This window comes from Acidobacteriota bacterium, assembly GCA_016195325.1.
Classification (GTDB): domain Bacteria; phylum Acidobacteriota; class Polarisedimenticolia; order JACPZX01; family JACPZX01; genus JACPZX01.
Window position 1 is genome coordinate 1 of sequence record JACPZX010000055.1, and the last position, 24,775, is coordinate 24,775.

Annotated in this window: 20 protein-coding genes; 9 read left to right on the forward strand and 11 right to left on the reverse strand. The window is 65.6% G+C overall.

Annotated elements, in window-relative coordinates; all coding sequences use genetic code 11:
• From HY049_10580 to HY049_10605, 6 genes are all read left to right on the forward strand, one after another.
• Window positions 1-1,359, forward strand: a 1,359-nt coding sequence (locus HY049_10580) for a radical SAM protein (protein ID MBI3449346.1), incomplete at its 5' end; no start/stop codon positions are given.
• Window positions 1,356-2,837 (forward strand): FAD-dependent oxidoreductase, encoded by a 1,482-nt coding sequence (locus HY049_10585; GenBank protein ID MBI3449347.1) that lies wholly within the window; start codon window positions 1,356-1,358, stop codon window positions 2,835-2,837. The genes HY049_10580 and HY049_10585, both read left to right, overlap by 4 nt.
• A gap of 137 nt (window positions 2,838-2,974) precedes the next feature.
• Complete coding sequence (locus HY049_10590; protein MBI3449348.1) at window positions 2,975-4,057, forward strand: IS630 family transposase; 1,083 nt, start codon at window positions 2,975-2,977, stop codon at window positions 4,055-4,057.
• The gene (locus HY049_10595; GenBank protein MBI3449349.1) at window positions 4,058-5,104 is read left to right on the forward strand and encodes an NAD(P)H-binding protein; all 1,047 of its coding nucleotides are present in this window, start codon (window positions 4,058-4,060) and stop codon (window positions 5,102-5,104) included.
• Window positions 5,105-5,121: 17 nt separating this feature from the next.
• The gene (locus HY049_10600; GenBank protein ID MBI3449350.1) at window positions 5,122-5,802 is read left to right on the forward strand and encodes an ABC transporter ATP-binding protein; all 681 of its coding nucleotides are present in this window, start codon (window positions 5,122-5,124) and stop codon (window positions 5,800-5,802) included.
• Between the two features lie 83 nt (window positions 5,803-5,885).
• Window positions 5,886-8,381: an FtsX-like permease family protein gene (locus HY049_10605; protein ID MBI3449351.1), complete on the forward strand. Its 2,496-nt coding sequence runs from the start codon at window positions 5,886-5,888 to the stop codon at window positions 8,379-8,381.
• 1,054 nt (window positions 8,382-9,435) lie between these two features.
• On the opposite strand, the gene HY049_10610 is transcribed toward HY049_10605, so the two are convergent.
• On the reverse strand, window positions 9,436-9,858 hold the full coding sequence (locus tag HY049_10610; GenBank protein MBI3449352.1) for a DDE-type integrase/transposase/recombinase: 423 nt from the start codon (window positions 9,856-9,858) through the stop codon (window positions 9,436-9,438).
• 117 nt (window positions 9,859-9,975) lie between these two features.
• Here HY049_10610 and HY049_10615 point away from each other — a divergent pair, with 117 nt between their 5' ends.
• A complete protein-coding gene (locus HY049_10615; protein MBI3449353.1) occupies window positions 9,976-10,212 on the forward strand; it encodes a hypothetical protein in 237 nt (78 codons plus the stop codon).
• 22 nt (window positions 10,213-10,234) lie between these two features.
• On the opposite strand, the gene HY049_10620 is transcribed toward HY049_10615, so the two are convergent.
• From HY049_10620 to HY049_10645, 6 genes are all read right to left on the reverse strand, one after another.
• Window positions 10,235-11,767, reverse strand: a complete 1,533-nt coding sequence (locus HY049_10620; GenBank protein ID MBI3449354.1) for a trypsin-like peptidase domain-containing protein — start codon at window positions 11,765-11,767, stop codon at window positions 10,235-10,237.
• A gap of 83 nt (window positions 11,768-11,850) precedes the next feature.
• Entirely contained in the window at window positions 11,851-12,681 is an 831-nt protein-coding gene (locus HY049_10625) for an FAD:protein FMN transferase (GenBank protein ID MBI3449355.1), read from the reverse strand.
• Window positions 12,682-12,740: 59 nt separating this feature from the next.
• On the reverse strand, window positions 12,741-14,006 hold the full coding sequence (locus HY049_10630) for a DUF3570 domain-containing protein (GenBank protein ID MBI3449356.1): 1,266 nt from the start codon (window positions 14,004-14,006) through the stop codon (window positions 12,741-12,743).
• Window positions 13,997-14,236, reverse strand: coding sequence for a DUF4266 domain-containing protein (locus HY049_10635; protein MBI3449357.1), 240 nt, complete (start codon window positions 14,234-14,236; stop codon window positions 13,997-13,999). The genes HY049_10630 and HY049_10635 overlap by 10 nt, the downstream gene beginning before the upstream one ends.
• On the reverse strand, window positions 14,233-14,697 hold the full coding sequence (locus HY049_10640) for a TlpA family protein disulfide reductase (protein MBI3449358.1): 465 nt from the start codon (window positions 14,695-14,697) through the stop codon (window positions 14,233-14,235). The genes HY049_10635 and HY049_10640 overlap by 4 nt, the downstream gene beginning before the upstream one ends.
• 98 nt (window positions 14,698-14,795) lie before the next feature.
• Window positions 14,796-15,548 (reverse strand): formylglycine-generating enzyme family protein, encoded by a 753-nt coding sequence (locus tag HY049_10645; GenBank protein MBI3449359.1) that lies wholly within the window; start codon window positions 15,546-15,548, stop codon window positions 14,796-14,798.
• Between the two features lie 145 nt (window positions 15,549-15,693).
• Between HY049_10645 and HY049_10650 the strand changes: the two genes are divergently transcribed.
• Window positions 15,694-18,828, forward strand: a complete 3,135-nt coding sequence (locus HY049_10650; protein ID MBI3449360.1) for a thrombospondin type 3 repeat-containing protein — start codon at window positions 15,694-15,696, stop codon at window positions 18,826-18,828.
• Between the two features lie 30 nt (window positions 18,829-18,858).
• On the opposite strand, the gene HY049_10655 is transcribed toward HY049_10650, so the two are convergent.
• Both HY049_10655 and HY049_10660 read right to left on the reverse strand, forming a co-directional pair.
• A complete protein-coding gene (locus HY049_10655) occupies window positions 18,859-20,007 on the reverse strand; it encodes a DUF1624 domain-containing protein (GenBank protein ID MBI3449361.1) in 1,149 nt (382 codons plus the stop codon).
• 34 nt (window positions 20,008-20,041) lie between these two features.
• Window positions 20,042-20,488, reverse strand: coding sequence for a hypothetical protein (locus HY049_10660; protein ID MBI3449362.1), 447 nt, complete (start codon window positions 20,486-20,488; stop codon window positions 20,042-20,044).
• 56 nt (window positions 20,489-20,544) lie between these two features.
• Between HY049_10660 and HY049_10665 the strand changes: the two genes are divergently transcribed.
• Window positions 20,545-21,399, forward strand: coding sequence for a helix-turn-helix domain-containing protein (locus tag HY049_10665; protein ID MBI3449363.1), 855 nt, complete (start codon window positions 20,545-20,547; stop codon window positions 21,397-21,399).
• Here HY049_10665 and HY049_10670 read toward each other — a convergent pair.
• Entirely contained in the window at window positions 21,388-22,509 is a 1,122-nt protein-coding gene (locus HY049_10670) for a hypothetical protein (GenBank protein MBI3449364.1), read from the reverse strand. The two genes, HY049_10665 and HY049_10670, sit on opposite strands and share 12 nt — an antisense overlap.
• A complete protein-coding gene (locus HY049_10675) occupies window positions 22,506-24,653 on the reverse strand; it encodes a M3 family metallopeptidase (protein MBI3449365.1) in 2,148 nt (715 codons plus the stop codon). The genes HY049_10670 and HY049_10675 overlap by 4 nt, the downstream gene beginning before the upstream one ends.
• Window positions 24,654-24,775: the final 122 nt, after the last annotated feature.

Below are 24,775 nucleotides of genomic sequence, written 5' to 3' on the forward strand. Positions count from 1 at the left end.
ACGACAGATCGCCACCTTCAACAGATCATGGAGCTAATACACGAGGTTTTTCCGCTGGCGGCCCCCCAGACCACCTTCGAGGGCCACATCGGCACGTTGACGCGTGACAAAATGCGGTTCGTGCGGTCACTCGGGTTCAATCGCCTGAGTGCAGGCGTCCAGACCTTTGATCCCGAACTGCGCCGCGTCCTCAACCTCACCCCCACACTCGACGAGATCCGCGGCTGTCTCGACGCCGCGCGGGACGAGGGACTGGACGACTTCAACCTGGACATGATGTTCAACCTGCCCGGTCAGACTAGCGCGATCTGGAAGCGTGACTTGCTCCAGGCGGTTGCGCTGCGTCCTTCCGGGCTCGACGTCTACGAGACGGTGATGGCGCATTCTACCGCGCTTCACCGTCAGGTGATGCGTGGCGAGCTGCGCCGCGAACGCGATCCACGGGTCTTGGCGTTCAATTACTTGCTTGCCGAGAGCATCCTTGGCGAATCGGGATACCAGCAAAAAAACCTGTTCGTGTGGAATCGGGAGGGATTCGAAAACAAGCTGCTCGACAGCCAGAGTGACCTGCGCGACCACTCAGTCCACATTGTGGGCGCCGGCCTAACCGCCTATAGCGTGATTGACGGCCAAGCGTTCATCAACGAGGCCGGGCTCAAGGCATATATCGGTCGGGTGCGCGGCACCGGTCACGGGATCAAATGGAGTCACCAGTGCACCCCGCGCGAAGAGCGGGAGCGCTTCATGATCGCCTCGCTGGAGGAGTTCCGCTTCAATCGCCGCCGGTTCGCCGAGTGCTTCGGCGAGGATATGGACCAATTATTCGCGACCCAGCTGCGCTCGTTTTCGTCTCGTAGGCTGATCGAGCCGGAGCCGGGAGGCTATCGATTGACGCCGCTCGGGCGCGCCTGGGCCAGCACGATGTCGATCGAGTTCTATGGTGAGCCGGCGTTGCGTGAGATCCTCGGCGCGAGGCTGCGCCACAACTACTTCGGCGGCATGACTACCGAAGAGGAGTTCGATCTGCCACTGTTCGCCGCCTACCATCCGCGACAGGTGCTCAGCGGGTGGAACGACTTCTCGATCGTCCTGGATTTCGTGGGGCTGCTGGAACGACAGAACCCCACGTGGCGACGAAGCATGGTGGCGATGCTGCTCGGCGCGGTGGGGCGTTATGGCCTGCCGGCGATCGCTTGGTGGTGTCAGACGCTGTTGCGGCAACTCGGGAGGCATCGCTCCCCCGCCCCCGGACTGCAATCGCCCATGCCGTTGGGGCCGTCGAGGCCACTGGTCCCGATCAGCCCCCGTCGCCGCGATTCAACCGAGCCCGATGCCCCAAGAAGAGTACGCGGGCGTTGAACGCCTTCCGGACTGTGATCGTCGGCGGCGGATTGGCTGGGATGACGGCCGCCCACGAGCTCGTCCGCCAAGGAATGGAAGTCATCCTGATTGAGGCCGGCCCGCGCCTCGGTGGCAAGGCCGGCGCTGATAGATTTGGAGATGATTACCAGGAACACGGCAATCACTTCTTTCCCGCCTGGTACCTGAACACGCGGCGCTTGATGGACGAGCTGGGGATCCTAGGCAACTTGGTGGACATGACCCGGCTTCACCAGCTGCGGCGCGGCCTCTACCCACACTACCAGACCCTCTTACTGCCCACGCGACTCTCGTGCATCCCGCGCAACATTTTTGCCGCCGGTCATCTGCCCTGGAGCGACTCGGCGCTGTTGGTGTTTTCTTTTCTCGACCTGGCGTGTCAGGGGCACTGCGACGACGCCGAGCTCGACGACTTGAGCCTCGATCGGTTCTTGGCCACCCGCTCCTATGGGGACAGTCGGGTGCGCCGCGGCGCCGACGCCATGCTGGTGGAGTCAATCGCCACGCCCGCGGGGCGCTTCTCCGCCAGCACCATGCAGTCCATCGTGCGCTGCTGGCTGCGTTACCGCGTGCCAATGTATTCAGTCTTGAATGCCGATCTACAGCGCGGGCTCATCGATCCCTTCGAGCGGACCCTGCGCGCGCTCGGCTGCCGCATTGAGCTGGACACGCGCGTGGATGGCCTGGTGCGCAGCGGCAGATCGCACGGTCAGGCCAGAATTGACGGAGTGCGGGCGAGCGGTAAGGTGATTCGGGGCGACGTGTTCGTGAGCGCGCTGCCAAGCGGGGTGCTTTCTCGCATCATGGACCCGGAGTTGCTCGAGGACGCACGGATCTCCGGCGTAACACGACTCGAATCGGTTCCCATGGGCGCAATGACGGTCTATCTTCGCCGGCCCATCGCCGGTCTGCCGCCGGAGCATGTGATCCTCGCGGAGTCCCGGTATGCGCTTTCCTTCATCGACGTGTCGCAGACTTGGGGTGGCTGTCCGGGATCCGTGCTCACGTTGAACATCGGAGATGTAGCCTCGCTAATACCGCTTCCGCACGACCAGGCGGCGGAATGCGTGATCGACGAACTGCGGAGTTTCGTGAGCGAGATCCGAGCCACCGATGTGGACCGCCATCACCTGCGCCTGAATACCGACACTCCGCTACTGGCCAACTCGATCGGCAGCTGGCGGCACCGCGCGACGGCCGGGCACACCGCCATCCCCAACCTGTTCTTGGCCGGGGACCATTGTCGTTCGGGGGTTAATGTCACCTCCATGGAGGGCGCAGTGGCAAGCGGGTTGTCGGTGGCGCGGGCCATTCTCGCCGAGCGCGGCCTCCCGGCGCGCCGAGAAGTGCTGGAGCCAGTGCCGCCTCCGCTCGGTCTGCTGCGGGGATTCCGTGCATTGCTTCTGCCTGGGATGCATCTGCTCGGCGCGTGGAGGCAGATGCGTGGCGCGAGATGACCGACCTTCCGCTGGAATCGGCAGGCATCGCGGATTATTCAGCAGACTCCCACATCCTTTGCTCCCAAAATGGCACTAGTGTCATGATTCAGAAATAGCTTTACAATGTGGCGAGAGTAGGCTACTTTCACCGCACTATGTGGAAACCAGCGAGAGCACTGCGAATCAGCGAGCATGACCGAGAGGTCCTCGAGGCGCTCGTTCGGTCGGGCAAGACGGCACAACGCGTCGTGCTTCGGGCGAACATCGTGCTGGGCGCCGCGCGGGGTCAGTCGAACAACAGGCTCGCGCAGGAACTGGCGGTCTCCCGACCGACGATTCTTCTGTGGCGGGACCGGTACAGGCGAGCCGGTGTTGACGGCTTGTTGAAAGACGCGCCTCGTCCGGGGCGCCGCAAGAGAGTCGGAGCGCAAAAGGTGGAGTCGATCTTGAACGCGACGCTGAACACGACGCCAAGAGACGCGACCCACTGGAGCACACGGACGATGGCGCGCGCGCAGAAAGTCAGTGCGGCGACTGTTCAAAGGATCTGGCAAGCGCACGGACTTCGCCCCCACCGAGTAAAGACTTTCAAGCTGAGCCGCGATCCGGAGTTCGTCAGCAAGCTGCGCGACGTCGTGGGTCTGTACCTGAACCCTCCGGAGACGGCCGTCGTGCTTTGCGCGGACGAGAAGAGCCAGATCCAGGCGCTTGATCGCACCGCGCCGGTGCTGCCACTGCGGCCCGGCCTTCCCGAGCGGCAGACTCACGACTACATCCGACATGGCACCACAACGCTCTTCGCGGCGCTGAACGTCCTCGATGGCACCGTGATCGGAACGTGTCAGCCGAAGCACCGGCACGCCGAGTTCATGCAGTTTCTTGACCGCATCGATCGCGCGGTGTCGCGACGCCTCGCGATCCACCTCGTGTTGGACAACTACGGGACGCACAAGCACCCCGAAGTGAAGCAGTGGTTCGCTGAGCATCCGAGGTTCCATGTCCACTTCGTTCCGACGAGTTCGTCTTGGTTGAATCTCGTGGAACGATGGTTCGCAGAAATCTCCCGCAAGAGGATCCGTCGAGGAACCTTCCGCAGCGTTCCCCAGCTCATCCTAGCGATCATGGAGTACACCCGGGAGAACAACCGGAACCCGCGACCGTTCATCTGGACTGCGAGCGCTGCGACAATCATGCGCAAGATCCGGCATTGTAAAGAAGCGTCAGAGGCAGGACACTAGATGAGCACGGCGGCACACTCTACGACGTCAACGGCTAATTCCCTCAGGGCGGGTCCGGTCGTCACCGTCCTCGGGGGAACGGGTTTCGTCGGCGGCCATCTTGTCCATCGACTTCTCCAAACCAATGCAGTGGTGCGCTGCTCGTATCGCGACCCTCGGAACGCCCAGCTCATTCGCCGCCTCGGGGCCGACCCCACATACGTGGATCTGCTGGATCCCGGAAGTCTGGCAACTGCGATTGCGCGTAGCGACGTGGTCGTCAACCTCGTCACCACGATCCACAGGGACCGGCTGCGAAGAACTTTGTACGACGGCGCCGCCAACTTGAGACAGGCGCTCCTCTCGCAGGGAGTCCATCGCGTCATTCAAATGGACGCTCTCGTTCCCCAGGATATCGCTTTGACGAGCGACGCCTCTTACATCTACTGGAAGCGCCGCGGGGCGCTTCTTTTGGCAGAACCTCCCCTCGTCGCGACGACGCTTCACGCGTCCATCATCTTCGGACGGGGCGACCAACATCCCTCGGCGATCGCCGCCGCTATGCGGTATCTTCGAAGGGCACCCGTTCCAAGGGGCCCCGCCTTGATGACGCTGTTCCAACCAGTTTTCGTCGGGGACGTAGTAGACCAGATCTGCGATCTCATACTCCTTTCCCCGGCTCCCAGGTCCTCTGGAATAAACATCGTTGGACCCGACGTACTGTCGTACGCAGAAATCGTCGAGATCGTATGCGACGCCCTCGGGATGCCAGTTGCCACTATTCATGTCCCCTTGGTGGCGGCGAGAGCGGCTTTGTATTGTCTTTCATGCTGTCTCAGCTACAGCCCGTTGACCGAGGGGCTCCTCGATATGATCGGCATCGATAGCACTGCTTCCGCGTGTTTTGAGGCGGCCGGCAGCGAGACGGTGACTCGAGTCACGTCGTTCCGCAGCACGTCCGACTACTTACGAGACTTTGGTGTGGATGACATAAGAGCCTGGCTGAATGGTACGCCTCGTAGCCTACACTACTTCGCGCACTCGAGTCTTGCGATTCGCAGAGGTTAAGAATAGACGAGGAGTCTATGACAGAGCCCATTCTTGTCGTCGATCACGTGAGCAAGACTTATGGGAGCGGCAACAGACTCGTCGAAGCGATCAGGGATATTTCGTGCACGGTCATAAAGAACGAGTTGCTGCTTATCACCGGAAGAAGCGGCTCCGGGAAGTCGACGCTCCTTTACATCATGGGTGCACTTGAAAGCGTGTCCGCGGGAAAGGTCCTTTATAGAGGTGTTCCACTTCCGACAACTGAGTCGGAGCTTGCGATGTTCCGTCTTCGTCACGTTGGCTTTGTATTTCAAAGTTTCCAACTCATTCCGACGTTAACCGCGGCCCAGAATGTTGCCGTCCCAATGCTGCTCAGGGGTGTCGCATGGCAGGTCGCGAGGGATCGATCCGAAACTCTCCTGCACTCCGTCGATCTCGGGGGTCGATCGAGCTTTCCTGCGGGGGAGTTGTCGGGAGGCGAGTGTCAGCGCGTGGCCATTGCGCGCGCCTTGGCCAACGATCCAAGTATTGTGTTGGCGGATGAACCTACGGGGAATTTGGATTCTCGCACTGGTGCACTCGTGATGGACCTCCTCGCAGGTTTGTGTAGGGAACGCCACTGCGCCGTGGTTGTTGTAAGCCACGACCCCACAGCAACCCGTGTGGCGTCGCGTGTCATTTCACTTCTCGATGGACGGGTTGTAGGTACTTTATGACTGGCATGCTGTCTCGGGCCCGCCTGTCGATTCTTCTAGTGAGTGGGCTTGTTGCGCGAGACCCGGGTCGTAGCTTAGGAACTGTGGCCGGCATCATGTTTGGCGTGTGTGGCCCGATCGCCGTGATTTCGGTGAATCACAACATGGTTCGATCGTTCGAACTCACCTTCGCAACTACCGCCGGAAAGGCGGACCTGCAGGTATTTGCGGTCGGAGGCGAGCATGTCCAATGGAATCTAGTGGATCGCATTCGGAAGCTGCCAGCTGTGGCGCTTGCCGTACCCGTCGTCAGGGGTTCTGGTTACCTGAGAGCGCACGGGGACGTTCTACCTCTGCAGTTCTACGGGATCGAGCTTCCCTCCGACCTCGGTGTTCGCGAGTACCACCCAAAGCTTGGTAACTTGCCTACCGCTATTCAGGACGACTGGGTACTTATCTCAAGTATCCTGCACGATAAACTCGATGCCACTCCAGGGTCCGACATCGTGCTCCTGTCCGCGGCTGGACGCGCGGAGAGCCTGCGCGTTCAGTGCGTGCTCAGTCCGATCGGCCTGGCGAGCCTCAATGATGGAGCGGTCGCATTCGTGTCTCTCGCGAAAGCACAACACCTTGCTGGTCTCGGTCGGGAAGTCACGGCAATCGACATCGTACTACGAAGAGCCGTGAACTTCGATGCTGCCCGTCAAACCATTCAAGCGATCTTGCCACCATCGACTTATGTTGACAAGCCGACGCAGCGAACACGTTTCGTGGAAGATGTACTCGCCAGTTTCTCACTGTTTGCAATCCTGTCCGCATCCGTCGCCGTCGCGGCCGGAGCCTTTGTAGTCTACGCAAACGTCAGCGTTGCCGGCAGGCGCAAACGCGTGCAGGCGGGCATAGTTCGTGCCCTTGGTGGGTCTAGGCAATTCCTGCAAGTCATTGCGTGGCTTGACACGATTGTGATCTCGATCATCGGCAGCGGGCTGGGTGGCGCCGCCGGCATTATTGCTGCCCGCTTGTCCAGCAAGGTGGCGCTTCAGGAACTCGCTGTTCTTCTTGATGTCTCTCCACAGTTCGATGACCGACCGTGCGGAGTCTTGCTGCTTGCGTTCGGTTTGGGCTTCTTCGGATCTGTCAGTGCCGCTGTCGTCCCAATAGTCACACTTCTGCGGGTGTCGCCCTTGAGCGTTCTTCATAAACAACTGGACGCTCCTATGCCACACGGGCGACGATCTCTTCGCGTGGCTATAGCCGTATTTGCAGTGTCGTTGATCTGCTTCATCTGCATTCTTCGGTACTCAGCGCTTCTTCCGAGGTGGCTAGAGGTCGATATTGGCGCGGCAGCGCTCGTAGGAGGGGCAACCGCAGTGTGGATCGCCTCGACGTCTTTCATCGAGAGTGTAGCCGGCGTTCTCGGCGCGTCGGTGACTGACAAGCACGGCGCCATCGCCGAGCTCACGCTCACGAATCTGAGGGCAAACCCCGGCCGCTACGCCGCTACGGTTAGCGTTTTCGCGATCTGCATTGGCTTCGTGGTCGGCCATGCATGCTTCGAGGCCAGCTTCTCTGCATACCTGCGGAACTGGATGGAGAGATCGCTCGGGTGGGACGTGAGAATTGGACGAGGCGTCACCGGGCCCGTAACGGCGCAACGACCATTCGACCAAGGCGCGATCGCACGAGCAGTCGCGGCCGCAACCAAGTCTCTCGTGAGCCCGCAGACATTTGTTGAGGCCGCGACCGTCGACGGAGATCCGATCTTGTTGTCAGTCTTTGTCATGTTAGACCTTCCGAAATACGCAGCGCTACCGATTCTGAAAGGGTCGAAGGATGCGTTCCAACGAGTCACAGAAGAAGTGGGGGTTATCGCGCCATCGTCAACAGCGCGGCAGTATGCATTGACTGCTGGGTCGACAATCACGATACGCACCTCGCTTGGTCCAAGAACGGTGCCCATCGTAGCGGTCGTTGATTCGTTCAGCCCGCTACCAGAGCTTTACGTCGATCGAACATTTCTCGACCGCTACTTTCCGAATCTTCGAGATCGGGTTGACTTCGTCGTGGTAAAGTTCAACGGTGGCGACCGACTGGAATCGGTGGTCGCCGCTCTGTCCGATGCAGATCAGTTGGATGGTGAATTGCAGATTCAAGAACTCGACGAGTTTCGAAGAACCGAGACTCGAAAGGTCGAGGCGTTGCTCGGCCAGATTCGAGCCCTCACCATGTGTTGTCTGCTTGTGGCTTGTCTTGCGCTAGGGAACTGCATTACCTTGTCGATCTTGGACAGAAAGAGGGAACTTGCGACGCTTCGTGCCATTGGAGCTTCGCCGGCTCGAGTGTTCTTGATCATTCTTGCTGACGGGAGTCTCGTGGGGTTAATTGGTCTTGGTTGTGGGGTCGCGATCGGCTTGGGTCTTGGTCTCGCGTTGATCCAACTCTGCGTTGCTTATTCCGGATTGCAGATCGTTCCAGTCTTTCCATACATCCGGATTGGCTTTACGATCTGCGCCACTGCGGGCTCGGCGCTTCTCGCGGTAGCCTTGCCGGCATTTCATGGAGTTGCGGGTCTCGGATCTCCTGACTTGCGAGACGAGTAGCCGAGGTCAGGGAGTGTACTGCGAAGCCAGTTGTTGCCTTATGGGACTGTCAGTCGGTTGAGGGAAACCGGAGGGTGTCAATGCTGTCTAGACTAGCGGTGGTGATCACAAGCGGGGTCTTCTTGCTTTCTGGGACAGAGTCGGGAATTGCGCTACGATTTGCGCCGCCGGACGGGTCCATGACAACCTATGACATCGACGCGAGCGAGACCATTGGAACATCGCAAGAGGGGCGCGGAGAGAGGTGGCGAGGGACACTTACGCTCCAATATCGGACCCCGGCGAATGCTATCGGTACCAAATGCGAGGGCCTATGGCGTAGTTTGGATGTGTCGTCGGTTCCGACACCGTTGTCAGATGACGCAGAGCGTGCCAAGAAACAGCGCACGTCGGGGATCAGCATGACGATTTCCTCGGATGGCCGCGTGACCGAGTTACGTCCGTTTTGGATGATTCGTCTCCCAATTGGATTCGCGGCGAAGGTGGTCTCGATTGGTGACAGGTGGCAGTTGTCGGGCGACTTGGACAACGAAGTGCATGTGTTGACTACGCACAAGTTGGCAACAGTCGAAATGAGTCGCGGGAGGCGTATTGCGTGTGTCGAATTTGTTCAGGACTTTATGAAGCCCCCCGTATGGGATGATCAGAATCGTTGGGGAGGGAAATCAAGGATAGAGAGTTCGGGGAGCTATTGTGTCGAAGTTCAGACTGGCGTCATCGAGTCGGTCAGATGGCGGGGTCACGTGGACCACCCGACAGCTAGCGCGCAGGAGTACCTGGTTCACCACTGGTCGGCCCAATGGAGTAGACGGTAGAAGTCGGCACGTTGTGGATGAGCTGGGTGTCTCTCCGACACCCGACGCTCCAGGGCTCACGCCGCGAGCTCCGGAGTCACCTCCTCTTTGAGCGAAAGAAGATCGACCACGCCGCTTTTCGACGGGGTCGAGGTGTTGGACGTGAAGGGCGGCAGCCCGTTGACCCCGAGGGCCTCCTGAAGCGCCTCAGTCTGCTCGCGGCGGTTGAGCCTGTAGCCCTGATGCGAGCGCCGGGTGTTCTAGTACTCGAGGAACCCGTCGAAGTGTGTCTGGATCTCCTCAGGCTCCGTGTACGAGGTCGTCCGGTTCTGCAGCCGGAGATACTCGTCGCGAAGAGTGCGGTTCATCCGCTCGGCGAACTCGTCCGTTCTCGGAGTGCGGGCGCGGGTGGTCCGGTGCTCAACGCGTTCCATCGGGAGGAGGAGCTCGTAAGGATGCGATTCGGGTTTGCCGCAGAACTCGCGGCCGTTGTCGGTGAGAACGTCGCCGAGTGTGCCATCGATCGCCTTGTAGAAGGGCAGCATGCGCTCGCGCAGGAAGTCGCACGCGGTGATGGGGAACTTCGACGTGTAGACCTTCGCGAAGGCGAGCGAGCAGAACATGTCCACGACGACCTGCACGTAGACCTTGCCGACTCCCTTGAGCGTGCCCCAGATGAACATGTCCTGGTTGAGGAGCTCTCCCGGGCGGGAAGACTCCAGTCGCTGCAGAAGTACCACCACTACTTCGGGTCGTCGCTCACCGCGGCGTTTCCGTTCGGGTCGGGGCGGGAGCTGCCTTTGTGGGAGGTTGCGGCGGAGCTGTCTCGGCGCCTGACGCGCCTCTTCATCAAGGACCCGGTGAGGCGGCGGCCGGTGCTCGGGGATGTGGAGAAGTTCCAGAGCGATCCCCGGTGGAGGGACCACATTCCGTTCCACGAGTTCTTTCACGGGGACACGGGAAGGGGACTTGGCGCGAGCCACCAGACGGGGTGGACGGGGTTGGTGGCCAAGCTGATTCAGCAGAGCGGGGAGTAGCGACTCCCTCCGCCCCGCGCTCCTACTTCCCCTTCCCCCCGCCCCACACCGCCATCGTGTCCGCCGACCCCTGGCTGCGCACCCCGTTGTCCGTGAGGATTTCCTCCGTCGCGGCAGAGGCGTCCGCGCGCGGGAGGACGATCGCCTCCGACATCTGCCCCTCGAACTCGAGCGTGATGAACTCGTCCTTCGCGTCGCGCAGGACCTCCACGAGGTGAGCCAGGTTCCGGATCTTCGTGCCGTTGACGGAGGTCACCATCTGGGTGACGGGGTTGGAGTATCCCTTGGACAGGCGGTGGGGGAAGAACGGCGAGGAGACGATGACGATGGCCTCCCCGTCGAACGCCGGCCGGTCGAGCATCCGCCGGAGCCACGGGCTCGTGAAGAAACGCATCATCTCGTTGGAGCTCAGCCCGCTGTTCCTGGCGCCGGCGACGTACTGCGCCGTCGCGGTCGAGAAGACGAGCGGGCCGTAGACGAAGTACGAAGGGTACGCCCCCTCGAGATCCGGGACCAGCGACGGCCGCCGCGTCGCGACGGGAACCTGGACGTCGATCTCCTTCCCCTCGCGCACGATCCGCAGCGGGATCTTCCCGCCGCGGGCGACCTTCTGCACCAGATACTGGAGCTTCACGCGAAGGTTGGGGCCGATCTGGATCATCCCCTGGTCGTCCACGGGGGTGTCGCCGATCCGGGTGATGAGATCCCACTCCTTGAGGGGATAGTCCGGCACGCCGCCCGAGATGTCGTGCACGACGATCCCCTCCGCGCTCTTGCCGAGGCGGAGGTAGGCGCGCAGGGAATCGTTCTCGAGAGTCTGGAGGCCGTCGTAGAGCGCCGGCTTGCCGTCGTAGCGCCCGTCGGCCACATCCTTGAGGAAGAGCTCGATCTCCTCGCAAGGGATGATGTACCCGATGTTCTCGGTCCCCCCGCCGAGCCGGCTGAAGGCGAGGCCGATCATCCGGTCGCCCACGATGGCCGGCCCCCCGCTGTTGCCGGGGTTGATGGCCGCGTCGATCTGGACCCGCAGACCCGAGACCCACTGCGTGTAGTTCGTGAACTCGATGCGCGAGACGATTCCCTTCGTGATCGAGAGGCTGTCGCCCCCCGTGGGGTAGCCGTACGCCATGACGGCGTCCTTGATCTCGGGGAGGGTCGTCGCCCGCGCCAGGGGCGGGTGCGTCGCGAAGAAGGACTCGTCGTCGAGCTTGAGGACCGCGAGGTCGATCCCCGGCGCGATCGACTCGACCGTCGCGGTGAGCTTGTCCGCCGACTGGTTCGCCAGGACCTGGACCTGCCCCGCGTAGAGGACCACGTGGGCGTTCGTCAGGATCCGCTTACCCTCGATGACGACGCCGCTCCCGGTCACGTCGCTCGGCGCCTGCCGGGTCCAGGGCTTGAAGGGGTCGGGGAGGCGGAGCGTGGCGAAGACCTTGACGACGGAGTTCGACACCGCGTCGCGCCCCGGCTCGTCGGCCCCGCGGGCCATCGGCGCGGCAACGCATGAAAGGAAGAGGGCGACAGACGCGATGCGGACGTGGGCTTGCCTGGTCAAGAGGTGCCTCCCAGCGTGTGAGGTCGTGGCGTGGCGCGCGCGAGCGCGCGAGTATTCCACAGGGCGCATGAATCGAGGCGACCTCACACCACCCAGCACGCCACCGCCTGCTTCCTGAGGAACTCCCGGGCCTGGGGCCCCTGAAGGTACGCGAGGGTCGACAGCGTCCCGGCCTCGACGCACGTCGCGGCCATCACCGTCACCGAGCGCGGCGCCCCGGCGACGGGCCACCCCGTCTTCGGGTTGAGGATGTGGCCGAGGCGCGTCCCCTTCCACATCACGAACCTCCGGGCGTCCCCGGAGGTGGCGAGCCCTCCGGCCGGAAGCTCGATCCGGTGAATGGCCGCCTCGCCGGTCTTCGACGGATCGTCCACCCCGACGCGCCACGGCCGCCCCCCGCGGCGGCGCCCCGAGGCGAAGAGATCCCCGCCGAAGTTCACGAGGAAGGCCGCGTCGCACACGGCGGCGATGAGCGACGCCGCCCGATCGACCGCGTACTCCTTGCCGATGCCGCCGAGGTCGATCTCCATCCCGGCCGGCATCGTGAACGACGGCCGCCACCACGAGACGCGGTGCCACCCGACGAGTTTCAGAACTTCCTGGATCTCCGGCTGGGACGGCACGTGATCCCCGCCGTCGAACTTCCAGAGGCGACGAAGAACCCCCGACGTGATGTCGAAGAGGCCGGAAGACATCTCGTGGCACGTGGCGGCGTACTCGATGAGGTGGGCCGTCTCGTCGTCGACCTGGATGGCGCGCCCGCCGGCGTGGTTGATGGCGTGGACGACGTTCCCGGGAAGGTACCGGCTGAACTTCGCCTCGACCCGCGCGGCCTCCTCCTCGGCGAGGCGGAGCGCGCGATCGGCGAGCGCGGCGTCGTCGGTGTCGACGAGGACCTCGCAGGGTGAGGCCATCGCCCGGAACCGCCCGACGTGGTAATCCTCGACGCGAGCGGTCCTCACGTCACGGCCCGCTAGAACTTCAGCGAGTAGTCGACGAGGATCGTGGCGGTGTTCACTGTCGGGTAGAGATCGAAGGTGCGCTGGATCCCCACCGCCCCGGCGGGATGATGATCTCCCATGAACCCGACGTACTCGACGCGGAACCGCCACTCGCCCGAGGTCGGATCGAGACGCAGCCCGAGCGTGGCGCCGGCCGTCACGGTGGTGAGCTTGCCGAGGCGGATATCTGCCGTCGCGAAGTCGGGAAGCGGGGCGCCGGCGACGAGCTGCGGCGTGAAGAAGTCGGCGGCGTTCTGCGTGTAGTACCGGATGTGGGGCTCGAGCCAGACGTTGTCGGTGACGTCGTGGCGGTAGCGGACGTCGACGGTGTGCGCGCCGAGCTTCCAGTCGTCGGTGTAGTAGCGGTACGAAGCCGAGAGGACGTCTTCCGTGAAGTGGTACACCGAGGAGAGGAGCACGCTCGTGCGCGCTCGCGTCGACGGACGTTTCTCGGTGAGGGCGGCGGTCGAAAAGCCGGTCGCAGGATCGATGAGGCTCAGGGTCTTGTAGGGCTCGGTCAGATAACCCGACTCCGTGATGCGCGAGCCGGTGACCGAGACGAGCCACCGTCGCGAGAGGATCTGGGAGACGCCGAGCAGGTAGCTGGTCACGCGCTTGGGCTCCGAGGTCGGCGCGAGGACCGAGTTCGGGTCCGCGAGCCCCGCGGTGATCCCCCCGATGGGGAAGACCTGATCGTGGTTCGTGCCGGCGCCGAACGTCAGCGTCGTGAGCCGCTGATTGAGATCGACGGCCAGCTTGGCGCCTGCGCCGATCGACTCGTAGTCCTTCTCCCGCGAGAAGTGGCCGGTGAGGGTCGAGGTCCAGAGCCCGAACGGCCTCACCCATCCGCCGTCGAGGCCGAGGCGCGTGTCGTGGAACTTCGCGAGCGGGATCGTGTCGCCGGCGCGCGACGTCGTGTGTCCCGAGGCGCTGGTGACGGTCTGCGCCTGCCCGCTCGGGCTGGCGCCGGTGGGCGACGAGCCCGTGATCGAGTCCACGCCGAACTGAAGGTAGAACGACTGGCCGTCCGCGTACGTGCTGGAGTAGCGACCCGTCGGCTCGACGACGCCGACGCGCTTCGTCTCGCTGTACAGGAGCGTGGTGAGGTCGAGCTGGCGGACCGGCGACGCTTCGGCCGCGGGCGCGACGGCCGGCGCCCCCGACGCGAGGAGGAGACAGGCCGCGAGCCTCAGCCGGTTGCGGATCGACGGGGTCCTGGGGGGCGCGTCTAGTTGCACCCGCAGCCCCCTCCCGAGACGTCGTCACCGCCGGTGGCCCCTTCCTTGCTGAAGTAGACGTGGTCGTCCACGGCGTGAAGCATCGGGTAGGGGACGAGGCGCATCGGGACCTGCGCGAGGAGATCGCGATCCCAGGGATGGACCCTCTTCGCCGCGCAGCCCGAGGCCGCGGCGCACGCGGCGAGCAGGAGCGCCGCCGAGAGGACTCTGGTAAGGGCGGGCCTTCTCATCGCGGGAGCGCCTCCTCGATCAGCTTCTCGATCTCTTCCGTCTTTCGCGCGTCGAAGCCGGGCTGGACGTGGACGATCCTGCCGATCGGATCGATGAGGTAGCTCGACGGCATCGCGCCGACATCGTAGGCCGCGGCCGTGCTCCCGGCGGGGTCGAAGGCGACGAGGAAGGGGGCCGGGTGCCGCCTCAGGAACTCGTCGGCCGCGTCCCGGAACTTGTCGAGGTTGATGGCGACGATCGTGAGCCCCTTCGACGCGTAGCGATTGTGGATGGACTGCAGCCACGGGAACGACGCCTGGCACGGGGCGCACCACGACGCCCAGAAGTCGACGTAGACGAGGCGACCCTTGAGCGCGTCGAGGGAGACCTTCCCGTCGCGTCCGGGCAGGTTGAACCCCGGGGCGAAGCGATCCGGTGGGGAACTTCCCCCCATCGATGGATGGGAAAGAGCCAGGATCATCACGGCGGTGACGAGGAGCGTGACGCGCGTTCTTCGCATTCACAGACCTCTGAGGCGGCGGGCGAACGGGACCACTAGAGCACCGGCGCCACCGCGATTCAAGGCGCGATCTCCCGCACGAGCCGGAACCCGAGACTGTAGCCCGAGTCCTCCGGGTGATGCGTGTACCTCAGGCCGCACCGGGCGCTGTCGGCGCCGAAGGCCCAGCTCCCCCCGCGGATCACGCGCCTGTCCGACGCGCAGCGGCCGACCGGGTCGACCGACGGGCCCTCGGGGTAGGGGCAAATCTCGTCTCCCGTCCACTCCCAGACGTTCCCGTGCATGTCGAAGAGACCCCATGCGTTCGGTGGGAACGAAGCGACGGGGGATGGCCTCGCCCGGTCGAAGCCGGCCTGCGTCGTGTCGAGCTTCTCGCCCGTTGCGAACGCCGTTCTCGTTCCGGCCCGGCAAGAGTACTCCCACTCCGCCTCGCTCGGCAGACGGAACCTCACGCCGGCCAGATCGTCGAGGCGCGCCAGGAAGGTGTCGATCCGGATGGCGCTCACGGTCTCGACGGGGCAGCTCGGGCCGCAGTCCTGGAACGCGCTCGGATTCGATCCCATGACGAGCGCCCACTGCGCCTGCGTGACCTCGGTGCGGCCGAGGTAGAAGGGGCGCGTGAGCGTCACGTCGTGCTGAAGCTCCTGAGCCTCGCGGCCTGGCTCGCTCCGCGGCGTCCCCATCGTGAAGCGGCCCGAGGGGATGAGGACGAACTCCATCCTCGTGCGCGGCTCGGTCCACGCGGCGGGGGGACCCGGCGCGCAGGCCGCCGCCCCCATGCAGGCGATCGCGAATCCGAGCGCGCGTCTCATGACATCTCCTTGGACACTTCGTCCCCGGGTCCGGGTGCGTGGCGGCGAATCCAGCATGTTCATGCTCTGCCGCCCTTCGCCAGCTCACGGTAGAGTCCGCGTCGATGTTCGAAAGCTCGAGACTGGCCAAGCGAAGAGGTGAAAGATGATGCGTTTCCCGACGATCGCGATCCTGATGGCTCTGGTTTCTGCGCCGGGAGTCCGCGCGCAGTCCGATGACCCGGCGCCTCCGGCCTATCAATCGCTCCGCGCCGCGTCGGCGGCGCCCCTGACCGGCAGCACGAGCGGCGGGGCGCTCCGGCAGATCGCCTTCGACGTGCCGGCCGTCGGCGCGACACCGGCCCAGCAGGCGGGGAACTTCCTCGCAGCGTACGGCGCCGCCTTCGGGAAGACCGGCCCCGACCAGCAGTGGATCATGCGGGACGTGCGCACGGAAGGGCCGGTCGACGTCGCCTCGTTCCGCGAAGCGTACCGCGGGCTGCCGATCTTCGGCGGCGAGATCCGCGTGATCGTCCAGCCCGACACCGTCTCGGGAGGCTCCGGCGCCCGGATCGTCTCCGCCGGAGGGGCCGTCCTCCCCGACTTCGACACCGAGGGAGGGCTCGACATCTATCCCTCGACGACACCCGCCGCCTGCGTCGCGGCCGCCAGGACGTTCCTGAGCGATCCTTCGGCCCCCTCGCTCGCCGATCCGAAATTGATGATCTTCGACGGCCGGATCTTCGGGAGATCGCCCGGGGCGCACCTGGTGTGGGCGGCCACGCTCAACGACACGGCACCCCACCAGGTGATGTGCGACGCGCACACAGGCCAGATCGTCTTCGACCGCGTCTACGCGGAGGAGTCGTTCGACCTCCAGCTCCGGAGCATGAGCCAGTCCTTCCCGTTCAACCTGATCGATCTCGGCGACGAGAACGGCCTCAACGGAAACGGCCAGGTGCACGCCGAGGCGCCGACGGCCTGGTGGCACATCTGGGGGGTCTTCCAGTTCTTCAGCCTCAACTACGGATGGCAGGGGACCGGCGGGAACGACAACGGAACGGAGCTGATCCTCAACAGCAAGAGCACGACGAACGCCATGTGGAACGTCGTCCCGTTCAGCCAGAACATCCACGCGGCGACGGGTTGGACGAGCTTCGACGTCTTCGGCCACGAGTTCAACCACGGCATCGTGTGGCACACGTCGGGGCTCGTCTACGAGAACATCTCGGGAGCGATCGACGAGAGCTTCGCCGACACGGCGGGGATTGACATGGATCCGGCCGACTGGCTCCTGGGGGAGGACCGTCTCGGTTTTCCCGGCCAGTACGTGCGGAATTTCCAGACCCCGTCCAAGAAGGGACAGCCCGAGAAGTTCTCCGCGAAGGGAGGGCTCAGCAACAGCCCCAATCAGGGCAACGACTACGGCGGCGTCCACTTCAACAGCGGCATCATGAACAAGGCCCACTACCTGATCGCGACCGGCGACGCGTTCAACGGCCGCCCGGGCTTCCTGACGAAGGCGATCGGCCGCCACAAGATGGGGAAGCTCGCCTGGTATTCGGAGAGGATTGTCCCGTCCTCCGCAAGTTTCTTCGACGTGCGGGCGTACGAGATCTTCCTCGCTCAGACGTTCGCGAACAATAACCTGCTCGGGTTCACGTCCCAGGACGTCTGCGCCGTCAAGGACGCGTGGGCCGCCGTCGAGATCGGCCCCGGCGATTTCAACTGCGACGGCGTGGACGACAACACGCAGGACCCCGACGGCGACTTCGTGCCGTCCCCAGGCGACAACTGCCCGAACACCTGGAACCCCAACCAGTACGACCAGGATCACGACGGGATCGGCGACGTCTGCGACAACGACTCGGACAACGACGGGCGCCCCGACGGGAGCGACAACTGCCCGTTCGTGAAGAACTGGGATCAGGCGAACAACGACGGGGACGCGCAGGGGGACGCCTGCGATCCCGACGACGACAACGACGGGATCCCCGACACCGTGGACAACTGCCACTTCGACTACAACCCGAGCCAGTACGACGGGAACAACAACGGGAAGGGGGACGCCTGCGATCCCGACACCGACGGGGACGGGATCTACGACGGCGGCGCGCCCGGCGACAACTGCCCCGCGACCTACAACCCCACGCAGGCGGACACCGACTTCGATGGGATGGGGGACGCCTGCGACCTCTGTCCGCTCGTCGCAGACGGGGCCTTCAACCTGAGTACGAAGCCGCCGACGCCGTACGAGCCCGACAGCGACAACGACGGGATCCCCGACGCCTGCGACACCGACGCCTTCGGCGTCGACTCCCTCTCGCTGAACGGATCGCCCTACAACCCGACGCAGTTGTTCCTCCCGAACGGCGGGACGATGTCGGGGCGGATCAACGGCTCACCCGGCACGCACTTCCGGATCCCGGTGCCGCTCTGCATCGCCGGAGCCGATCCCGATCCGAACGAGCTCGTCGAGATCACCTTCAACGCGCTCGGCGCGTCGGTGGACGTGACGCTCCTCGACGACGACGGGCTGGCGATGGGGATGATCCGGCCGGGCTCGGGGGAGATCGCGCAGCGCGGCCTGCGGGTGACCCCCGACTGCTCGAGGGCCTACTTCCTCGAGTTCACGCTCGGTCCGGTCTTCAGCGGCTTCGACGCCTTCTCGGTCGGCTCGTCTCTGGTTCCGACGTCGAGCGCGAACCCGTGGATGACTCCGGGATCGGGCGACCCGCCCCCGCCGCCGATCCCCGACGCCGACGGCGACGGCATCCCCGACCTGTCGGACACCTGCCCGACCACGTTCGATCCGAACGGGATCGACTCGGACGGCGACGGCGTGGGAGACGTCTGCGACAACTGCCCGGCGATGGGCAACTCGCTCCAGACCGACTCGGACGGCGACGGCCACGGCGACGCGTGCGACTGCCTGCCGATGGATCGCACGGCCGCGGCGGTGCCTGACGCGGTCACCGTCCTCGACGTGACGGAGCCGGCGGCCGGAGGTCTCACGATCACGTTCCTGGACCAGTCCTTCTCCGCAGGATCGGGCACGCGGTACGACGTCTTCTCGGGATTGGCCGCCGCCCTCAAGCCTTCGGGAAGCTTCTCCGGAGGCTCGTGCGCCGCGAACGACCTGACGTCCGCGTCCTACACGTACACCGGCCCGAATCCGCCGCCGAAGCAGGCGCTGTACTTCATGTTCCGCGGCCAGAACATCTGTCCCGGCGGCACCGGGACGTACGGGAGCCAGAGCCGCGACGCGACGTCGGGGCAGAGCCCGACGGCATGCCCGTGAGGTGAGGCCGCGCGGGGTGCGGCGGGGGGCTCACAGGAGCGACATCCAGGCCTCCCGCCGCTTCATCCGCCTCTCGCCGAACCAGCGACACGGGAAGTAGAGGAGGACGACGACGACGGCGGTGACGAGGTAGAGAAGGCCCAGCCCCCAAGTGTACCCGTCGGGAGGCGGGCCATTCCGCATCGGGTGGTTCTCGAAGAGCCACGGGACGACCTGCCCCGACCTGGCGAGCGAGACGGCGCAGGCTGCGAGATGGATCAGCGGGATGTGCAGGAGGTAGTAGAGGAGCGGCGTCCGACCGAAGACGATGAGGGCGCGCGAGACGCGATCGTCCGCGCGCTCGAGGGCCGGGACGATCGCGATGACGGGGCCCAGCGTCATCAGGAGGAAGAGGAGCGACGCCGGGTACTTCGTCGTGTTGAGGAACGAGAGAGCGCCCGAGCCGTCCCATGGCCTCGGGTCGCCGTAGAGGTTGAAGGCGCGGAGGAGGACGAACGCGCCGATCATCGACACTCCGAGCCCGAGGCAGATCCTTCGGCGGCGCTCCCGATCCATCGTCATCACCGCGCCGAAGGCGTACCCCGCCGCGATGACGCCGATCCAGGGAACGAGCGAGTAGAGGACGACGAGCTCCCCCTCCCCGACCGGGATCCCTCCCCCGAAATAGACGAGGCGCAGGATCCAGTCGAAGCCTCCCGCCGGCGGCCCATGCGCCGGCTGCGGGAGCCACGCCGACAGGAAGTTGTGCCCGGCGACGATCGCGATCCCGAAGGCGGCGAGGGCCGGGAGCGGGAGGAAGACGAGAGCCGCGAGCGCGATGAGGCTCCATCCGATCACCCAGATGACGCCGGCGAGCGCGTAGTGCGCGTAGTCGAAGTTGAAGGTCCACGCGAAGCGCAGGAAGGTCAGCTCCAGGAGGATGAGCCAGAGACCCCGCAGCAGCAGGTACCGCGACAGCGCCCCCCGCCCCGCGAGAGTCCGCCCGTGAAGGAAGGCGGAGGTCCCGGCGAGAAAGACGAACGCCGGCGCGCAGAAGTGCGTGATCCACCGCGTGAAGAAGACGCCGGGCGTCGGGCCGCCCGCGGGGACTCCGGAGAAGACGCGGACGTGATCGATCGCCATCAGGACCATGACGGCCCCGCGGACGACGTCGAGGGATGCGATGCGTCGCTCGCTCATGCTTCGGACACCTCCTCGATCGGCACGTTATCCGTCACGCGCCGCGCCGGCTTCCGGAATCGTGCGCGGTTCTCTCCGCTTGGACGTTCCGAATCCGCTTGCGCGAGGGAATCTCGACGAGGGTCCCCGTCATCTTCCCCGCGCTCACCGTGAAGCTCCAGAGCGCGTGGGCGCGCGGCGTCCTCAGCTCGTACGTCCACGCGCCGTCCGCCGCGGCGTACGTCAGCTCGAGATCCCCCATCGTTCCGCGCGCACCGTTCACGATCTTGTCGGCCTGCATGAGCACCGAGCCCGCCTTGTCCGGGAGATCGCGGACCTCGTAGACGACCACCTCGTCGGTGCAGCTCGGGAAGTCGGGGCTCTTCACGCAGACCGAGGTTCCGCTCCACGTGCCGAGAATCTCCGCCTTCGGCGCCGCGGCGCCCCCCGCCGTGACGAGGGCTGCGGCGAGGGCGAGATGGAGCGCCGTTCGTGCCGTCATGGCTGTCCCTCCGCAACATCGACGCCCCGCCGGCGTATGGGGGGCCGGGAGGCCCCATGATCCGAGCCGAAGACGTTCCGCGCGTCAACCAGGATCTGATGGAGAGCTGGCAGATCGCAGTCCGTGGCCGGCACGCCGAAGAGGGGCTCGAGATCTGGGACCTGGATCTCCCCGGCGAGCTCCGGGCTCCGGCTCACGAGCATCTCCGGTCCTTCTTCTGCATCCTGCTCGACGGCTGGATGGAGAACGATTACGGGCGGCGGCGCATTCCCTTCCATCCGTTCCTGACCGTCTTCCACCCCGCGGGCACCGTCCACACGACCGTCGGGGCGCGCCGCGGCGGGCGCGTGCTGACGCTGGAGGTCTCGCGCGAGTGGGAGAGGCGCGTCGAGGGGCTCGTCACCCTGCCCGAGACGCCGGTCGCGATTCCCTTCGACGACGGGGCGTGGCTCGCGCGCCGCCTCCTGCGCGAGATGGCCGCGCCGGAGGCCTGCTCGACGCTCGTCTTCGAGGGGATCACCCTCGAGCTGCTGGCGTCGGCCGGGCGCGCCGCCCGCGCCGAGCGCACAGCGCCCGTCTGGCTCACGCGCGCGATCGACCATGCGCACGACCGCTTCGCGGGGGGACTGACGCTTCACGAAGTGGCCCTGGACCTCGGCGTCCATCCCGCGCGGCTCTCGTCGGAGTTCCGGCGCTACACCGGCCGCACCTTCGGCGACTACGTCCGGGAGCTGCGCGTCGGGTTCGTGAAGGGACGCCTCGCCAACGGCGACTCGCCCCTCGCGGACATCGCGCTTCAGGCGGGGTTCGCCGATCAGGCGCACTGCACGCGCGTCTTCAAGGCCGCGACCGGATGGACGCCGGGGAGATACCGCGTCGCGCTGCGCCGCGAGACGCGCTCAGGCGCCTAGGCGAACGAGGAGGATCCGCTCGAGCGGGCCGTAGCTCTGCGAGTGGCCGAGGACGACGAGCCCGCCCCCCGGGGCCGCGATGACCGATCGGCCGAGCTCGTTGCCCCGACCCCCGAACCGCCGCGACCAGGACTCCTCACCCCCTTCCGCGGTGACCCGGACCACGATGTCCCAGTCCCCCGCGGCGGACTGCGAGTAGCCGGCGATCGCGGCGCCCCCTCCCGGGAGGAGAGCGAGGTGGACCGCCCGATCGTCTGTGGCGCCTCCGTACGTGCGCGCCCAGACGATCTCTCCGGCGGCGGAGAGCTCGAGGAGGAAGACGTCGGTCCCGCGTCCGTCACCCGCGGCGGTGTAGCCGGTGACGAGAAAACCGCCGTCGTCCTTGCGGTGCACGTCGTGCGCGACGTCGTACCCCGCGCCCCCCCACGCGCGCGACCAGATCAATTCTCCCGTGGCGTCGTAGCGGGCGATCCGCGCGTCGTAGCCCGGCCCCTCCCTCGGGCCGCTGCCGCTCATGCCGGCGAGGACGTAGCCGCCGTCATCGAGCGCCTGCACCGAGAAGTCCCTCTCCGACGGCGCGCTCCCGGTGGTCAGGCGGCTTATCTCCTTGCCGTCGAGGTCGGTCCGGATCACCAGCCCCTTCGACGTCCCGTCGGCATCGGCGGCCTCGCCGGCGGCGAGGAGGCCCTTGCCCGTGACCTGGAGCGACCAGAGCCGCTCCTTCCGGGGCCCCGGGTACGCCGTCTGCCAGATCACCTTCCCGGCGGCGTCGAAGCGGACGAGCATCGCGTCGAGATCTCCCGAAGTCGATTTCGTCCAACCGGCTCCGGCGAAGGTGCCGTCCCCGAGGGGCTGAATCGACCAGACCGCGCCGTCGCCTCCTCCGGGGAGGGAGGCGCGCCAGATCTCGTCCCCGCTGGCGCTCACCCGCAGCAGGAGCCCGGCGTCGTCGCCGCCGACGCTCGTGTAGCCTGCGATCAGGAGGTCATCGCCGACGGGGAGGATCGATACGCCGTCATCAGCCTGGCTCCCCGCGAGCGGACGGACGAGCGCCACGCGGAGATCGGGGACCGCCGCCGCGAGCGCGAGCGAGAGCAGCAGCGCCGTCACGATCCCGAAGCCGACTTCGCCGGGACGGGGAACCCCCGGAGGCGCATCAACGCGTCGATCCCCGCGTCCTTCCCGCGGAAGGCGCGGTACCCCTCGGCCGGATCGACCGTGTTCCCCACCGAGAGGACGTGCTCGACGAGGCTCCTCGCCACGACGGGGTCCCACGGCCCCCCCTTCTCGAGGAAGGCCTCGAAGGCGTCGGCCGAGATGGTGTCCGACCAGATGTAGCTGTAGTACCCCGCCGCGTACTCCTCGCTGCTGAAGGCGTGCGAGAACTGCGGCGTGCGGTGTCGCATGACGATCTCCTTCGGCATCCCGAGCGCGGCGAGCGTCTCGCGCTCGAAGGCGTCGGGGTCGATGTCGCGGTCGGGGGTCGCGGCGAGGTGGAGCTTCATGTCCACGAGCGCGCTCGCGAGGTACTCGACCGTGGCGAACCCCTGGTTGAACTTCGACGCGTTCTTCACCTTGTCGACGAGGGCCTTCGGGATCGGCTGGCCGGTGCGGTAGTGCAGGGCGAACCGGTCGAGGATCTCCGGGGTCGGGAGCCAGTTCTCGTTCAGCTCCGAGGGGACTTCGCCGTAGTCGCTCGGCACCGACGTTCCCGACAGGGACGGGTAGTTGACGGACGAAAGCAGGCCGTGAAGCGCGTGGCCGAACTCGTGGAAGAGGGCGGAGGCGTCCTCCCAGCTGATGAGGAGCGGCTCGCCGGCCTTCCCCTTCACGAAGTTCGTGTTGTTCGAGACGATGGTCTTGATGTCGCCGTCGAACTTCTCCTGGTTCCGGTAGGCGTTCATCCACGCCCCCGAGTTCTTGCCGGGACGCGCGTAGGGGTCGAAGTACCAGAGGCCGACGTGCTTCCCGTCCGCGCCGAGGACCTCCCAGACGCGGACGTCGGGAAGGACGGGGACGCTCGAGACCGGGGTGAACTTCAGGCCGTAGAGGCGGCCGGCCGCCCAGAAGACCGCCTCTCGCATCTTCTCGAGCTGGAGGTACGGGGTGAGCTCGTTCTGATCGAGATCGTACTTCGCCTTCCGCACCTTCTCGGCGTAGTAGCGGTAGTCCCACGGCTCGATCGCGATCTTCGCGCCTTCCCTGTCGGCGATCGCCTGCATGTCGGCGACCTCCTCGCGGACCCGGGCGACGGCGGGCTTCCACACCGCCTCCATCAGCTCCATCGCGCGCTCGGGCGTCTTCGCCATCGTATTCTCGAGGCGCCAGCTCGCGTACGTCGCGTACCCCAGGAGACGCGATCTCTCGGCGCGGAGCTTCAGGATCTCGGTGATGATCTTCTTGTTGTCGGTGGCGTCGCCGTGATCGCCGCGGCTGTAGTAGGTGCGCCAGACCTTCTCGCGCAGATCGCGCCGCGCGGAGTAGGTGAGGAAGGGCTCCATGCTCGAGCGCGTGTTCGTGATCGCCCACTGCCCCCTCTTCCCCTTCGCCTCGGCGTCCGCGGCGGCGGCCGCGCGGATCGGGTCGGGAAGCCCCGCGAGGTCCGACTCCTTCTCGAGGAAGAGGACGTAGCTCGCCTCGTCGGCGAGGAGGTTCTGGCCGAAGCTCGTGGAAAGGGTCGCGAGGCGCTGGTTGATCGCGCTGAGGCGCTCCTTCGCGGGGGGCGCGAGGTTCGCGCCCGCGCGCACGAAGGTGGTGTAGTCCAGCCAGGCGAGCCGCTTCTGCTCCGGCGTGAGGCCCGCCGCCTCGCGCGCGTCGTAGACGGCCTTGATGCGCGCGAAGAGCTTCGCGTTCTGCGTGATGAGGTCGCCGAACTCCGCGAGCCTCGGCGCCATGTCGCGCTCGACGGCCTGGAAATCGTCCGTCGACATCGTCGAGCTGTAGATGTTGAAAAGGGTGTTGACGCGCGTGAAGGTCCGCCCCGCTCGCTCGAAGGCGGCGATCGTGTTCTCGAAATCGGGCGTCGCCGGGTTCGCCGCGATCGCGTCGATCTCCTTCAGGTTCTCGGCCATCGAGGCCTCCAGGGCCGGCTTGAACTGGGAGACCTGGATCCGGTCGAAAGGAGGAACTCCCCCGTACGGCCCCGTCCAGGGCGCCAGCAGGGGATTGCCGGCGGCGGCGGAGGAGGGGGAGATCATCGCGAGGGCGACAAGAACGAGGGCGGCGGCGAGGCGCAACGCACTGCATCTATCCATCGGGAGGGCGCTCCTTGAAAGGGACGGCGGGCCGAGCGGAGGCATTCTACCGCGAGCCGTTCCGGCTGCCTTGAACGGATCGCGCGGGTCTTGGATGCGCCGCGGACCCCGGACAAACCCGT